The sequence below is a fragment of the Halomonas maura genome, assembly GCF_030409305.1.
In the GTDB taxonomy this organism is placed as follows: Bacteria; Pseudomonadota; Gammaproteobacteria; order Pseudomonadales; family Halomonadaceae; genus Halomonas; species Halomonas maura.
On record NZ_JAUFPQ010000013.1, the window covers coordinates 198,458 to 212,658 of the forward strand.

The 14,201-nt window shown below is 69.3% G+C and carries 13 protein-coding genes; 12 read left to right on the forward strand and 1 reads right to left on the reverse strand.

What is annotated here, in order from left to right; genetic code table 11:
• Positions 1 to 21: 21 nt before the first annotated feature.
• On the reverse strand, positions 22 to 759 hold the full coding sequence (rph, locus tag QWY76_RS07835; RefSeq protein WP_290310570.1) for a ribonuclease PH: 738 nt from the start codon (positions 757 to 759) through the stop codon (positions 22 to 24).
• Positions 760 to 869: 110 nt separating this feature from the next.
• Between rph and QWY76_RS07840 the strand changes: the two genes are divergently transcribed.
• From QWY76_RS07840 to QWY76_RS07895, 12 genes are all read left to right on the forward strand, one after another.
• Positions 870 to 1,733 (forward strand): YicC/YloC family endoribonuclease, encoded by an 864-nt coding sequence (locus QWY76_RS07840; RefSeq protein ID WP_290310571.1) that lies wholly within the window; start codon positions 870 to 872, stop codon positions 1,731 to 1,733.
• A 6-nt stretch (positions 1,734 to 1,739) separates the two neighbouring features.
• The gene (locus QWY76_RS07845) at positions 1,740 to 3,527 is read left to right on the forward strand and encodes a transporter substrate-binding domain-containing protein (protein WP_290310573.1); all 1,788 of its coding nucleotides are present in this window, start codon (positions 1,740 to 1,742) and stop codon (positions 3,525 to 3,527) included.
• Positions 3,524 to 4,957, forward strand: a complete 1,434-nt coding sequence (locus tag QWY76_RS07850) for a sigma-54-dependent transcriptional regulator (protein WP_290310574.1) — start codon at positions 3,524 to 3,526, stop codon at positions 4,955 to 4,957. Before QWY76_RS07845 ends, QWY76_RS07850 begins: the two co-directional genes overlap by 4 nt.
• A 336-nt stretch (positions 4,958 to 5,293) precedes the next feature.
• Positions 5,294 to 6,760, forward strand: a complete 1,467-nt coding sequence (locus QWY76_RS07855) for an alanine/glycine:cation symporter family protein (RefSeq protein ID WP_290310575.1) — start codon at positions 5,294 to 5,296, stop codon at positions 6,758 to 6,760.
• Between the two features lie 65 nt (positions 6,761 to 6,825).
• Positions 6,826 to 7,818 (forward strand): glutaminase B, encoded by a 993-nt coding sequence (glsB, locus tag QWY76_RS07860; RefSeq protein WP_290310576.1) that lies wholly within the window; start codon positions 6,826 to 6,828, stop codon positions 7,816 to 7,818.
• 154 nt (positions 7,819 to 7,972) lie between these two features.
• Positions 7,973 to 9,172, forward strand: a complete 1,200-nt coding sequence (locus QWY76_RS07865; RefSeq protein ID WP_290310577.1) for an MFS transporter — start codon at positions 7,973 to 7,975, stop codon at positions 9,170 to 9,172.
• Positions 9,173 to 9,273: 101 nt separating this feature from the next.
• Complete coding sequence (gmk, locus tag QWY76_RS07870; protein ID WP_290310578.1) at positions 9,274 to 9,906, forward strand: guanylate kinase; 633 nt, start codon at positions 9,274 to 9,276, stop codon at positions 9,904 to 9,906.
• An 85-nt stretch (positions 9,907 to 9,991) separates the two neighbouring features.
• Complete coding sequence (gene rpoZ / locus QWY76_RS07875) at positions 9,992 to 10,255, forward strand: DNA-directed RNA polymerase subunit omega (protein ID WP_126482171.1); 264 nt, start codon at positions 9,992 to 9,994, stop codon at positions 10,253 to 10,255.
• A gap of 66 nt (positions 10,256 to 10,321) precedes the next feature.
• Complete coding sequence (locus tag QWY76_RS07880; protein ID WP_290310580.1) at positions 10,322 to 12,454, forward strand: RelA/SpoT family protein; 2,133 nt, start codon at positions 10,322 to 10,324, stop codon at positions 12,452 to 12,454.
• Between the two features lie 85 nt (positions 12,455 to 12,539).
• Positions 12,540 to 12,929, forward strand: a complete 390-nt coding sequence (locus tag QWY76_RS07885; protein ID WP_290310581.1) for a RidA family protein — start codon at positions 12,540 to 12,542, stop codon at positions 12,927 to 12,929.
• 220 nt (positions 12,930 to 13,149) lie between these two features.
• Complete coding sequence (gene thpR / locus QWY76_RS07890) at positions 13,150 to 13,677, forward strand: RNA 2',3'-cyclic phosphodiesterase (RefSeq protein ID WP_290310584.1); 528 nt, start codon at positions 13,150 to 13,152, stop codon at positions 13,675 to 13,677.
• Positions 13,674 to 14,180 carry an acyloxyacyl hydrolase gene (locus tag QWY76_RS07895; RefSeq protein WP_290310585.1) on the forward strand — a complete coding sequence of 169 codons (507 nt, stop codon included), beginning with the start codon at positions 13,674 to 13,676 and terminating at the stop codon, positions 14,178 to 14,180. Before thpR ends, QWY76_RS07895 begins: the two co-directional genes overlap by 4 nt.
• Positions 14,181 to 14,201: the final 21 nt, after the last annotated feature.

Consider the following 14,201-nt stretch of genomic DNA (forward strand, 5'->3'; position numbering starts at 1 on the left):
AAACCCTGAAGAACGTATCCCTCAGGCGCGGATCCCCAGCGCCTCTCGCTGGTGGGCGAACAGCTCGGCGCCGGCCCGCTCGGCGAGGTCGAGCATGGCATCGAGCGCCTCGCGGCTGTAGGTGCCGGACTCGGCGGTGCCCTGCACCTCGATCAGCCCGCCGCCCTCGGCCATCACCACGTTCATGTCGGTGTCGGCGCGGGAGTCCTCCGGATAGTCCAGGTCGACCACCGGCACCCCCTTGAACAGCCCCACCGACACCGAGCTGACCAGCTGGTGGAAGGGATCGCCCTTGATCAGCTTCTCGCGCTGCAGGTAGCGGATGGCATCGATCAGCGCCACGCAGCCGCCGGTGATGGCCGCGGTGCGGGTGCCACCATCGGCCTGGATGACGTCGCAGTCCACGGTGATGGTGAACTCGCCGAGCTTCTTGAGGTTCACCACGGCCCGCAGCGAGCGGCCGATCAGCCGCTGGATCTCCAGCGTCCGGCCGCCCTGCTTGCCCCGCGAGGCCTCGCGACCACCGCGGGTGTGGGTCGCCCGGGGCAGCATGCCGTACTCGGCGGTGACCCAGCCCTGCTTCTTGCCGCGCAGCCAGCGCGGCACCCCGGCCTCGACGCTGGCGTTGCACAGCACGCGGGTGTCACCGAATTCCACCAGCACCGATCCCTCGGCATGACGGGTGTAATCGCGGGTCAGGCGAATGTCGCGGGGCTGGTCGGGGGCGCGTCCGCTGGGACGCCGGATGTCCGAGGACATGGCACCTCTCTCGAAGTCGGGAATGGATGGATTGGTCGCCATTCTACACGGTCTGCCGGCAGAATCGTTTACACTGCCTGAGCAATCGCCTGCGCATCAGGAGCCCTCCGATGGTCCACAGCATGACGGCCTTTTCGCGGCAGGACCGCGACGCCGACTGGGGCCGGCTGCAGCTCGAGCTGCGCTCGGTCAACCAGCGCTATCTCGAACCCCATTTCCGCCTGCCGGAGCCCCTTCGCGACCTGGAGCCCGTCTTCCGCGACGCCCTGCGCGGTCGCCTGGCCCGCGGCAAGGTGGAGTGCCTGCTGCGCTTCGATTCCGCCGACGGCGACAGCGGCCTGGCCGTCAACCGCCCGCGCCTGGAGGCCCTGGCCGCCGCCCTCGGCGAGGTGCGCGAGACCCTTCCCACGGCCGCCATGCCCGACGCCCTGGCACTGCTCGACCACCCCGGCGTGCTGGAGACGCCGGGGCCGGACATGGAGGCCATCAAGGCCGAGGCCAGGGCGCTGTTCGGCGCCGCCCTGGACGACCTGATCGCCGGGCGCGCTCGGGAGGGCGAGCAGCTCGCCGAGCTGATTCGCGAGCGTCTCGCGGCGATCCGCGTCCAGGTGGCCGAGGTCCGCCGGCTGATGCCGGAGATCCTCGAGCGCCAGCGCCGCCAGCTGCTCGAGCGCCTGGCCGAGATGCGCACCGAGCTCGATCCCCAGCGCCTGGAGGCCGAGCTGGTGCTGCTGGCCCAGAAGGCCGACGTGGCCGAGGAACTCGATCGCCTGGAGACCCATGTTCTCGAGGTGGAGCGTCAGCTCAAGCAGAAGGGCCCGATCGGCCGGCGCCTCGACTTCCTGATGCAGGAACTCAACCGCGAGGCCAACACCCTGTCGTCGAAGTCGGTGGTCGCCGAGTCGACCCGCTGCGCCGTGGAGCTCAAGGTGCTGATCGAGCAGATGCGCGAGCAGATCCAGAACATCGAGTAGGCGCGCATGATCGTGACGTCGAGTGCACCTCCCTTCCCTGGCGTGCCCCGCCTGCTGGCCCGGCTGGCGGCGATCCTGGTGCTCGCCGGCCTCGTCGCGGCGCCCGCTACCGGCTGGGCACAGCCGAGTGCCGGCGTGGCCCCCGACAACGCAGAGCGGCTGATCGTGGTCGGCGGCGACCACTACCACCCGCCCTACGAGTTCCTCGACGAGGACGGTCGCCCCGCCGGCTACAACGTCGAGCTGACCCGGGCCATCGCCGAGGTGATGGGCATCGAGGTGCGCATCGAGCTGGGCCCCTGGAGCGAGATGCGCCGCCGGCTGGAAACCGGCGAGATCGATGTCCTGCAGGGCATGTCCTACTCCGAGGGCCGCGACGCCAGCTTCGACTTCGCCCCGCCCCACGCCATCGTCCACCAGTCGATCTTCGCCCGCCGCGGCACGCCGCCCGTGGCACGCCTGGAGGAGCTGGCGGGCCAGGAGGTGATCGTGCAGCGCGGCGACATCATGCAGGACCTGCTGATCGAGCGAGAGGTGGGCGCCGAGCTGTTCCCCACCGATACCCATGCCGACGCGCTGCGCGCCCTCGCCGCCGGCCAGCACGACTACGCCCTGGTGGCCAACCTGCCGGCACTGTATCTCAGCCGCGAGCTGGGGCTGACCAACCTGGTGCCGGTCGCCCGCCCCTTCTCGCTGCGCTACGGCTATGCGGTGAAGGAGGGCAACGCCGACGTGCTGGCCCAGTTCAGCGAGGGCCTGGCGATCCTCAAGAACACCGGCCGTCACCAGGCCATCTACGACAAGTGGCTGGGGCCGCTGGAGCAGGGGGAGGGCCTGCCGTGGAAGCGGCTGGGCCTGATCGGGGCCATCGCCTCGGCGCTGCTGCTGCTGATTCTCGGCGGCATCGTGATCTGGAACCGCCTGCTCAAGCGCGAGGTGGCGAGCCGCACCGAGGAGCTGCGCCGCCAGCAGCAGCAGCTGATCCAGGCCGACAAGATGACCTCGCTGGGTATCCTGGTCTCCGGTGTCGCCCACGAGATCAACAACCCCAGCAGCCTGCTGCTGCTCAACCTGCCGGTGCTGCGGGAGGCCTACGACGATGCCCGCCCCATTCTCGAGGCACACTATCGCCAGCACGGCGACTTCCCGCTCGGCGGGCTGCCCTACTCGCGCATGCGCGACGAGATTCCCTCCATGCTCGACGAGATGCTGGAGGGCACCCAGCGCATCAAGCGGATCGTCGGCGACCTCAAGGACTTCGCCCGGCAGGGCAGTGCCGAGCTCGGCGAGCGCCTCGACCTCAACGAAGTGGTCAGGACGGCGGTGCGCCTGGTCGACAACTCGATCCGCAAGGCCACCGACCGCTTCGAGACGCGCTACGCCGAGGACCTGCCCGCCGTACAGGGCAACGGCCAGCGCATCGAGCAGGTGGTGATCAACCTGGTGCTGAACGCCTGCCAGGCCCTCGAGGGTCGCGCTCAGGGCATCCGCCTGACGACCCGTCAGCATCCCGGCGACGGGACCGTGACCCTGGAGGTGCGAGACGAGGGACGGGGCATCGATCCCGAGGCGATCAACCGACTGACGGACCCCTTCTTCACCACCCGGCGCGAGTGCGGCGGCACCGGCCTGGGGCTCTCCGTCTCCGCCGGCATCGTCCGCGAGCACCAGGGCCAGCTCGCCTTCGCTTCGCGACCCGGCGCAGGCACGACCGCCACCCTGGCGCTGCCCGCGGCCCCGGCACGCGACGAGCTGCCGACGACCGTCACCACCTGGACGCAAGCTGAGCGATGAGCATGAATCCCTATCCCGCCTTCGGCCTCCTGCTGGTCGATGACGAACCCTCCTTCCTGCGCAGCCTGAGCATTACCCTGGAACGCAGCGGCGGCATCACCAACCTCCACCGCTGCCAGGACAGCCGCGAGGTGATGGATATCCTGGCCCGGGAGAACATCGGCCTGGTGACCCTGGACCTCACCATGCCCCACCTGTCGGGGGAGGAGCTGCTTGGCCGCATCGTCGAGGAGCACCCGGACGTCGGGGTCATCGTGATCAGCGGCCTGAACCAGGTGGAGAGCGCGGTGACCTGCATCAAGCTCGGCGCCTTCGACTACTTCGTCAAGACCGACGAGCAGGACCGGCTGATCGAGGGCATCAAGCGCGCCATCCGGCTTCAGGAGCTGCGCCACGAGAACCAGGAGCTGCGCAGGCGCTTCCTCAACGATACCCTCGAGCACCCCGAGGCCTTCGGCCATGTCATCAGCGCCGACAAGGCCATGCGCTCGGTCTTCCAGTACCTCGAGTCGGTGGCCCCCTCCAGCCAGCCGCTGCTGATCGGCGGGGAGAGCGGCGTCGGCAAGGAGTTGATCGCCCGGGCGGCCCACGCCCTGAGCGGCCGCCAGGGCCCGCTGGTCTGTGTCAACGTGGCGGGGCTCGATGACAACGTCTTCGCCGACACCCTGTTCGGCCACCAGCGCGGGGCCTTCACCGGCGCCGACCAGGCCCGCGCCGGCATGATCGAGCAGGCGGCGGACGGTACCCTCTTCCTCGACGAGATCGGCGACCTCAGCCCGGCCTCCCAGGTCAAGCTGCTGCGGCTGCTGCAGGAGGGCGAGTACTACCCCCTGGGCAGTGACCGGCCCAGGCGGATGCGCGCGCGCATCGTCGTGGCCACCCACCATGACCTCGACGCGCGCCAGCGGGCGGGGACCTTTCGCAAGGACCTCTACTACCGGCTGCGTACTCACCAGGTCCATATCCCCCCGCTGCGCCGGCGCAAGGGGGACATCCCGCTGCTGCTGGATCACTTCCTCGCCGAGGCCGCCGACGACCTCGGCAAGTCCCCGCCGACCTATCCCCCCGAGCTGCCGGTGCTGCTGGCCAACTACGACTTCCCGGGCAACGTGCGGGAGCTGCGCGCCATGGCCTACGATGCCATGAGCGTCCACCGCTCGCGGACACTGTCCATGGAGGTGTTCAAGCGGGCCATCACTCCGTCGCTGGCGCCCCCCGCGCCGGCGGATGGCGGCCGGGAAGAGCGCGCGGTGTTCGCCCCGGACGAGCCCCTGCCGACGCTGCACGAGGTCGCCGATCTGCTGGTGCACGAGGCCATGCGTCGCGCCGAGGGCAATCAGTCGATCGCCTCCCGGCTGCTGGGCATCTCCCAGCCGGCGCTGAGCAAGCGGCTGAAGAAGCTGCGCGAAACGGGACCGGAACCCCTATAACCTCCAGGCGACTATAACCCAGATTATACTCCCGGATAATCCTATTAATTTCAGATAGTTAAATATTTCACCCCGGCTCGAGTCGCCCCAAGGGTTATAGCCCTTCGCCCCCGCTCGTTGATGCACGATCCGCCAATAATACTCGATAAAACAATGATCTAACGGAAACTTCACCATCTGGCACGCGCCTTGCTTCGGACAGGACGGCTCCCCGCGGGAGCCACCCCAATTCCAAGAGCAAGAGGTTCGACGACCGATGCCAACAACAACCACGGCGGCCGCCATGGCCGCGAGCACATCCCGCACCACCAACAGCGCGCAGCCGGGAGGTGCCGGATGCTGGACCTGATCAATGACCTGCTGTGGGGCAAGGTGCTGATCGCCTTGCTGGTCGCCGTCGGAATCGGCTTCACCCTGGCCTCCCGCTGCGTCCAGTTCCGCTACTTCGGGCGCATGTTCCGGATCCTCAGCGCCAGCCAGGCCTTCAAGCGGGACCAGCACGGCCACCTGAGCTCCTTCCAGGCCCTGCTGCTGTCGGTGGCCGGTCGCGTCGGCGGCGGCAACATCGCCGGCGTCGCCGTGGCCATCACCCTCGGCGGCCCGGGCGCCGTGTTCTGGATGTGGGTGGTCGGCCTGATGGGCATGGCCACCAGCTTCCTCGAGTGCACCCTGGCCCAGGCCTACAAGACCGCCGAGCCCGACGGCACCTTTCGCGGCGGCCCCGCACGCTACATCGCCCGCGGGCTCGGCCGGCGCTGGAACTGGCTGGCCGGCCTCTACTCGGTGCTGCTGCTGGCCACCTTCGGCTTCGCCTTCACCGCCCTGCAGTCCTATGCCGTGGCCACCTCCTTCGACGATGCCTTCGGCATCCCGGCACGCTACACCGGCCTCGGCCTGGCCCTGCTGGTGGGCCTGATCGTCTTCGGCGGCGTCAAGCGCATCGCCCGGGTCACCGAGGTGCTGGTCCCGGTGATGGCGGGCGGCTACCTGCTGATCGCCCTGGTGGTGCTGGGCCTGAACGTCACCCAGCTGCCCGACGTCATCGCCCTGATCGTCAACAGCGCCTTCGGCCTCGAGCCGGCCATCGGCGGCGGCATCGGTGCGGCGATCATGATGGGCGTCAAGCGTGGCCTGTTCTCCAACGAGGCGGGCCTCGGCAGCGCGCCGAACGTCGCCGCCGTCGCCTATGTGCCGCACCCGGTCAACCAGGGCATCGTCCAGGCCTTCTCGGTGTTCATCGACACCATGATCATCTGTTCCGCCACCGCCTTCATCATCCTGCTCGGCGGGGCCTATGACCCGGCGGCCGGCGCCGGAGTCGACGGCATCGCCCTGACCCAGGCCTCGCTGGCCGACCATGTGGGGGAGTGGGGCCGCAGCTTCGTCAGCATCGCACTGCTGCTGTTCGGCTTCAGCACCATCCTCTACAACTACTACCTGGGCGAGAACAGCCTCGACTTCTTCAGCAGCGGCAATCGCACGCTGTTCAACGCCTTCCGGCTCGCCATCATCGGCCTGTGCACCTGGGGAGCGATGACCGACCTGGGCACCGTCTTCGCCTTCGCCGACACCACCATGGGGCTGCTGGCCCTGGCCAACCTCATCGCCCTGATCCTGCTGTTCAAGCCGGGACTGCGCTTCATGCGCGACTTCGACGGCCAGATCCGCGCCGGGGTGAAACAGCCGATCTTCGAGGCCGCCAGGTTCGACGACCTGAACGTGGATCCGGCCGCCTGGGAGATCGAGCCCGAGGACCTCAAGCGAGCCCAGCAAGCCGCCGCGGCCGCACCGGCCAGCCAATGAACCGACCCAGGGCCCGGCGTCGCCCGGGCCCTCTCCTCTCCCCTCCCGCCAGTCGAGGTCCCAGCATGACCACTCCTTCCCACGCTGCCCGGCCGCGGCCCGGCGGCTCGCCGGCGCTTCAGGCCTGGGTGGACGAGATCGCCGAGTGCGCCAGGTCGCGGCTCGGCACGGGCCGGGTCGCCGACTATATCCCGGCCCTGGCGGACCAGGACCCCGAGCGCTTCGGCCTCGCCCTGTGCACCAACGACGGCGAACTCTATGCGGCCGGCGACGCCGGGATGCCCTTCTCGATCCAGAGCCTGTCGAAGGTACTGCTGCTGAGCCTGGCGCTGCGTACCCACGGCGATGGCCTGTGGCAGCGCGTCGGCCTCAATCCCTCGGGGATGCCGTTCAACTCCCTGATGCAGCTGGAAACGGAGCGCGGCAAGCCGCGCAATCCCTTCATCAATGCCGGGGCCATCGTGGTCGCCGACCACCTGGTCGGCGCCTTCGCCACGCCGTCGAAGCACCTCCAGGACATCGCCAGGACCCTGTCGGGCAATCCGCGGGTGCTGATCGATCACGAGGTCCTGGGGTCGGAATGGCGGCATCGCGCCCGCAATGCCGCCGCGGCCTACCTGATGAAGGCCTTCGGCAACCTCGACAACGAGGTCGACGAGGTCCTGGAGGCCTATTTCGCCTGCTGTGCGCTGCGCATGAGCTGCACCGACCTCGCCGTCGCCCTGAACTACCTGGCGGCCGATGGCCGCGCGCTGACCACCGGCGAACGCTTCGTGCCGCCCGCCATGGCGCAGCGCATCAATGCCCTGATGTTCACCTCCGGGATGTACGACGCCGCGGGTGACTTCGCCTATCGCGTGGGGCTGCCGGCGAAGAGTGGCGTGGGCGGTGGCATCGTCGCCATCGTCCCCGGGCAACTGTCGATCTGCGCCTGGTCCCCGGCGCTCGACGCCAGCGGCAATTCGGTGGCCGCCCAGTACGCCCTGGAGCGGATCAGCGAGGGGCTTGGCCGCTGGTCCCAGGGGACCGGCCGGCTCTGCCCGGCATCCATGCCCTGAGCTCTCCTCTGCCAATATGTAGTTTTATTACATAACAAAACGCACGATTCCTCGCAGACAGCGCGCCCATTCCCTATACTTTCGTCGCAACGCTTACGTCATTTTCCTCGCTCCCGGTGCTCGCCGGGAGCGCCTGTCTATGGGAGGAGCCGCCATGGGGTCCGCCACACCCAGCGCCGCGGCGCGCAACCCCCGCCTGGCCGAACTCGCGCTGGCCCTGGGCGGCTTCGGCATCGGCACCAGCGAATTCGTGATCATGGGCCTGATGAACCGGGTCGCCGCCGACCTCCAGGTGGCCACCGCCGATGTCGGCTACGCGATCTCCAGCTATGCCCTCGGCGTGGTGGTGGGCGCCCCGCTGATCGCGGCCCTGGCCGCCCGGGTCCCGCGTCGCGCCCTGCTGATCGTGCTGATGCTGGTGTTCGCCGTCGGCAACCTGGCCAGCGCCCTGGCCACCGCCTTCTGGCCCTTCGTCGGCCTGCGCTTCCTCGCCGGCCTGCCCCACGGCGCCTACTTCGGCGTCGCCGCCCTGGTCGCCGCGGCGGCGGTGCCCATCGACCAGCGCGCCCGGGCGGTCAGCCGGGTGATGCTGGGCCTGACCAGCGCCATCGTGGTGGGGGCGCCGCTGGCCACCTGGGCCGGACAGGGGTTCGGCTGGCCGGTGGCCTTCGCCGGCGTCGGGGGCATCGCGCTGGCCACCGCCGTGCTGATCCGCCTGTGGGTGCCGCCCCAGGCGCCCAACCCCCAGGCCAGCCCCCGTCGCGAACTGTCGGGGCTGGTCAAGCGCCGCGTGCTGGCCACCCTGGGCGTGGCCAGCATCGGCTTCGGCGGCATGTTCGCGGTGTTCAGCTATGTGGTACCGACCCTCTCCGCCCAGGCCGGCATGGCGGAGTCGGTGGGCCCCTGGGTGCTGGCGATCTTCGGCATCGGCACCATCCTCGGCAACCTGGTCGGCGCCCGGGCCGCCGACAAGCACCTGATGCGGGCGATCCCCTGCATACTGGGGTGGTGCCTGCTGGTCCAGGGCGGCTTCTTCTTCGCCGCCAACCACCTGGTCAGCGGCCTGCTGTTCGTCGGCCTGGTCGGCACCAGCATGGCCCTGGGGCCGGCGCTGCAGACACGCCTGATGGACGTCGCCGGCGACGCCCAGACCATGGCCGCCTCGATGAACCACGCCGCCTTCAACTGCGCCAACGCCCTGGGCGCCTGGCTAGCGGCCGTCGTCATCAAGGCCGGGGCGGAGTGGTCGGCCAGCGGTCTGGTCGGCGCCGGCCTGGCGCTCGGCGGGCTGCTGGTGTTCGCCGCCGACCGCCGGCTGGAACGGCGGGCGCGCCTGCGGGCGGCGGCCGCCTGAGCGCCGGATGGGGACCCTGTGGGGAAGGGGGCAATCTGTGCGATACTTCGCGCCTGCCCGAGCCGCTCGCTCTTCGTCGTCAACGTCAGGGACCCTCGCTCATGCCCCAAGGTACGCTGTTCATCGTTTCCGCACCCTCCGGCGCCGGCAAGACCAGCCTGGTGCGCGAGCTGATCGAAAGCCTCGACGGCATCCAGGTCTCGGTGTCGCACACCACCCGGCCGCGCCGCGACGGCGAGGTCGACGGCGTGAACTACCACTTCGTCGACCGGGCGGCCTTCGAGGCGATGATCGAGCGGGGCGAGTTCTTCGAGCACGCCCGGGTGTTCGACAACTACTACGGCACCTCGCGCCGGGCGGTGCAGGCCCTGCTCGCCGCCGGCCAGGACGTGATCCTCGAGATCGACTGGCAGGGCGCCCGCCAGGTCCGCGCGCAGCTGCCCGATGCGGTGTCGATCTTCATCCTGCCGCCCTCCCGGGAGGAGCTGGAGCGCCGCCTGGCCGGCCGCGGTACCGACGAGCACGCGGTGGTCGCCTCCCGCATGCGCGAGGCGGTCGGCGAGATGTCCCATCACGACGAGTACGACTACCTGGTGATCAACGACGACTTCACCACCGCCCTGCGCGAGCTGCAGTCGCTGGTCATCGCCCGTCGCCTGACCCTCGAACACACCCAGCAGCGCCACGGGCCGCTGCTGGCGGCGCTCTTGTCAGGGGAGCCGGGGGTCGAGTAATCTATCCCATCTATCCATTGGTGGAATCCCCGGGGCGCAGTGACGTCGGCCGGGGCTTCGCCCGTCAGCATTCAGGAAGGCCTCCATGGCGCGAGTCACCGTCGAAGATTGTCTGGAAAACGTCGAAAACCGCTTCAAGCTGGTGATGATCTCCACCCAGCGTGCCCGTCAACTGGCCCGCGGCTCCCGCGATGCCCTGCTGCCCTGGGAGAACGACAAGCCCACCGTCATGGCGCTGCGCGAGATCGCCGAGGGCCTGGTCGATTCCAGCGTGCTGGATGAGCCGGTCGAGGCCGCGCCGATCCGCCCCCGCCCCGAGGCCGAGCCGGGCATCCCCGCCGAGGAGTGATCCGCCCCGCCGGAGTCCCGCCGATGCCTCCCCCAGGGCCATCACGAAACCTTCAGGGCGCGCCGCATGTTCACCATCGATGACCTGGCCGACCGTCTCGGCGGCTACCTTCCCCAGGACGAGATCCAGCAGGTCAAGCGTGCCTTCTACTACGCCGAGCAGGCCCACGACGGCCAGCGCCGGCGGTCCGGCGAGCCCTACGTCACCCATCCCCTGGCGGTGGCGAACATCCTCGCCAACATGCACATGGACCACCAGAGCCTGATGGCGGCCATGCTGCACGACGTGATCGAGGATACCGGGGTGGCCAAGGAGGCCCTCGGCGAGCAGTTCGGCAAGCCGGTGGCCGAGCTGGTGGACGGCGTCTCCAAGCTGACCCAGATCACCTTCGAGGACAAGGCCGTCGCCCAGGCCGAGAACTTCCAGAAGATGGTCCTGGCGATGTCCCGGGACATTCGGGTGATCATCGTCAAGCTGGCCGACCGGCTGCACAACATGCGCACCCTGGGCGCGCTGCGCCCGGAGAAGAAGCGTCGCATCGCCCGCGAGACCCTGGAGATCTACGCCCGGATCGCCAGCCGGCTGGGCATCAACACCATCCGCGTCGAGCTCGAGGACCTGTCCTTCCAGGCCCTGCACCCGATGCGCGCCGAGCGCATCAAGCGGGCCGTGGCCAGCGCCCGGGGGCATCGCCGCTCGACGATCCGCCAGGTCCAGAACAGCCTGCAGAAGAGCCTCGACGACGAGGGCCTGAACGGCTCGGTGGTGGGTCGCCAGAAACACCTGCTGTCGATCTATCGCAAGATGCGCGACCAGCGGAAGTCCTTCGCCGAGATCATGGATGTCTTCGGCTTCCGTATCATCACCGAGGACGTCGACAGCTGCTACCGCATCCTCGGCGTGGTTCACAACCTCTACAAGCCGGTGCCGGGCCGCTTCAAGGACTATATCGCCATTCCCAAGGCCAATGGCTACCAGAGCCTGCATACCACCCTGTTCGGCAGCGGCGGGATGCCCATCGAGGTGCAGATCCGCACCCGCGAGATGGAGGCCATGGCCAACAACGGCATCGCCGCCCACTGGCTCTACAAGGCCGGCCAGACCGAGCACCCCATCGCCGAGGGCAGCCACGCCCGGGCCAGGGCCTGGGTCAAGGGCCTGCTGGAGATGCAGCGCCACGCCGGGGACTCGCTGGAGTTCATCGAGCACGTCAAGAACGACCTCTTCCCCGACGACATCTACGTCTTCACGCCCAAGGGCGACATCATGGAGCTGCCCCAGGGCGCCACGGTGATCGACTTCGCCTACAGCGTGCATACCGACATCGGCAACAGCTGCATCGCCTGCCGCATCGACCGTCACCTGGCGCCGCTCTCCACCCGCCTGCAGAGCGGCCAGACCCTGGAGATCATCACCGCCCCCGGGGCCCGGCCCAACCTGGCCTGGCTCAACGTGGTGGTCACCGCCAAGGCGCGCTCGGCGATCCGCCATGCGCTCAAGCACCAGCAGCATACCGAGGCCGTCCAGCTGGGCCGACGGCTGCTCAACAAGGCCCTCGCCGAGTTCGAGACCAGCCTCGAGGAGCTCCCGGCCAAGCCGCTGGAATCGCTGCTCGGCGAGCTCGGTCTCAAGAGCGAGGATGCGCTGCTGGAATCCATCGGACTCGGCACCCGGGTCGCCCACGTGGTGTCGCGCCGGCTGGTCGACCTGCAGCACGGCGAGCCGGTGCCGTCGCGCAGCGAGCGTCAGGCCCAGGGCCCCATCCTGATCAGCGGCGCCGAGGGCATGGTGATCAAGTTCGCCCGCTGCTGCCATCCGCTGCCCGGCGACCCGGTCATCGGCCACCTCTCGGCCGGAAAGGGCATCGTGGTGCACCGGGACGACTGCCGCAACCTGGCCGAGCTCAAGAGCGACCCGGACAAGCTGTTCGCCCTGGAGTGGTCCGACCAGGCCGACGAGGACTTCCCCGTGCCGCTGCGCCTGGAGATCGAGAGCCGCCGCGGCCTGGTCGCCGAGCTGGCGAGTCTCGTCACCGATGCCGACGCCAACATCGAGCGCATCGGCATCGAGGAGCGCGACGCCCGGCTGTCGATCGTCAACCTGACCCTGGCCGTGCGCAATCGCGTACACCTGGCCCGCATCATCAAGCGCCTGCGCAACCTGTCGCATGTCGGCAGGATCACCCGCCTGGGCAATTGAAGCGTCCCGACCCCGCCCGTCGCGGTCGCGGCGGGCGGGGTCTTTCATTGGCAGGACCCACCGCTAACATCACACGGAGCACACCATGAGCAACAAGGCCGTCATCAACACCGACCAGGCACCCGCCGCCATCGGCCCCTACTCCCAGGCCATCAAGGCCGGCAACACCGTCTACCTGTCCGGCCAGATCCCCCTGGACCCGGCGAGCATGGAGATCGTCTCCGACGACTTCGAGACCCAGGCCCGCCAGGTATTCACCAACCTGAAGGCGGTCTGCGAGGAGGCCGCCGGCACCCTGCAGGACGTGGTCAAGCTCAATCTCTACCTGGTGGACCTGGACAAGTTCGCCATCGTCAACCGGGTGATGGAGGAGTTCTTCCAGGCGCCCTACCCCGCGCGCGCCGCCGTCGGCGTCAAGGCGCTGCCCAAGGGCAGCCAGGTGGAGGCGGAGGCCGTGCTGGTCATCGGCGACTAAGGAAAGGTTGATTCATTGCTGCGCTCGACGACCCACAGGGAGGTGGGAAGTGCGTAGGTTCGTAGGGAACGAACCTAGCGACCCTGACCGCCGGCGGTGCTCGGAATCCTCATGTAGCAGGCTACACTCCGGTTCCTGCGCGCCGGCGGCGGCCAGCCTCTCATCGCTCGCGACATGAATCCCCGCTTTCCTTTGAATCTCTGAAGAGAACAACCCTGCCATGCGCCTCTTCCTGGCCCTGGTACCGCCGCCGGCGCAGCGCCGGCGGCTCGGCGAGCTCGCCGAGCGGGCCCAGGCCCGCTGCGGCGGGCGGCGCATGCCCGACGACAGCCTGCACCTGACGCTGGCCTTCCTCGGCGAGCAGCCGCTCGAACGGGCCGAGGCGATCGGTGACTGGCTGGCACGCTTCTCGATCCTGCCGGGCCGCTGGCGGCTGGATGCCTGGGGCCACTTCCGGCGCCCGGGGATCGTCTGGGTCGGCGGCGCCGAGGGCCAACCGGCCCTGGGGGACCTGCAGCGCCAACTCTGGGACGGCCTCGAGGAGCTGGGCATCTCCGGACGGCCCGAGCGCTTCGCCCCGCATATCACCCTGCTGCGCCACGCCCGGCGACCGCCCGGTCCCGAGCTGCCACGCATCGCCATGGCATGGGACTATACTCGGGTAGAGCTAATACAGTCGGTCGTAACGCAACAGGGAAGCCGCTATCGGCCCCTCGCGCGGACCGCCCCGCCCGAGGAGATGCCATGACGCGCCTGCTGCCCCGCCTCGCGACCACCGCGGCCCTCATCGCCGGCCTCGGCATCCCGCCGGCCGGCGCCGCCCCCAGCCTCGAACTCGGCGCCACCAGCGAGGGCACCCCGACGCTGGGCGTGAACCTCGACTGGATGCACGACCTGAGCCACTGGCATCCGGCCCTCGACCTGCGCCTGGCCACCGGCCTGCTGCTGCTGCCGGGCGAAAACGGCGATGACAATGCCGCCTGGAAGCTGACCCCGGCGTTGCGCTATCAGCTCGCCGGTGGCCGCGCCTTTCTCGAGGCCGGCCTGGGCGGCGGCCTGTTCATGGAGACGGAGGTGGGCGACCAGGCGCTGTCCACGGCCTGGCAGTTCGAGAGCCGTCTGGCCGTCGGCATGCGCTTCGCCTACGGCGGCGAGTTCGGCGCCAGTGCCGCCCACTATTCCAATGCCCGGATCGACCTGCCCAACGAGGGGTTCGAGGTCTTCGCCCTGGCCTATCGCCAGCCTTTCTAGCCTTCGTCGTCCGGACCCGGC

Bases quoted from the DNA above. Each gene is read 5' to 3' on its own strand.
- rph (WP_290310570.1), bottom strand. From the start codon at position 759: ATGTCCTCGGACATCCGGCGTCCCAGCGGACGCGCCCCCGACCAGCCC.
- QWY76_RS07840 (WP_290310571.1), top strand. From the start codon at position 870: ATGGTCCACAGCATGACGGCCTTTTCGCGGCAGGACCGCGACGCCGAC.
- QWY76_RS07845 (WP_290310573.1), top strand. From the start codon at position 1,740: ATGATCGTGACGTCGAGTGCACCTCCCTTCCCTGGCGTGCCCCGCCTG.
- QWY76_RS07850 (WP_290310574.1), top strand. From the start codon at position 3,524: ATGAGCATGAATCCCTATCCCGCCTTCGGCCTCCTGCTGGTCGATGAC.
- QWY76_RS07855 (WP_290310575.1), top strand. From the start codon at position 5,294: ATGCTGGACCTGATCAATGACCTGCTGTGGGGCAAGGTGCTGATCGCC.
- glsB (WP_290310576.1), top strand. From the start codon at position 6,826: ATGACCACTCCTTCCCACGCTGCCCGGCCGCGGCCCGGCGGCTCGCCG.
- QWY76_RS07865 (WP_290310577.1), top strand. From the start codon at position 7,973: ATGGGGTCCGCCACACCCAGCGCCGCGGCGCGCAACCCCCGCCTGGCC.
- gmk (WP_290310578.1), top strand. From the start codon at position 9,274: ATGCCCCAAGGTACGCTGTTCATCGTTTCCGCACCCTCCGGCGCCGGC.
- rpoZ (WP_126482171.1), top strand. From the start codon at position 9,992: ATGGCGCGAGTCACCGTCGAAGATTGTCTGGAAAACGTCGAAAACCGC.
- QWY76_RS07880 (WP_290310580.1), top strand. From the start codon at position 10,322: ATGTTCACCATCGATGACCTGGCCGACCGTCTCGGCGGCTACCTTCCC.
- QWY76_RS07885 (WP_290310581.1), top strand. From the start codon at position 12,540: ATGAGCAACAAGGCCGTCATCAACACCGACCAGGCACCCGCCGCCATC.
- thpR (WP_290310584.1), top strand. From the start codon at position 13,150: ATGCGCCTCTTCCTGGCCCTGGTACCGCCGCCGGCGCAGCGCCGGCGG.
- QWY76_RS07895 (WP_290310585.1), top strand. From the start codon at position 13,674: ATGACGCGCCTGCTGCCCCGCCTCGCGACCACCGCGGCCCTCATCGCC.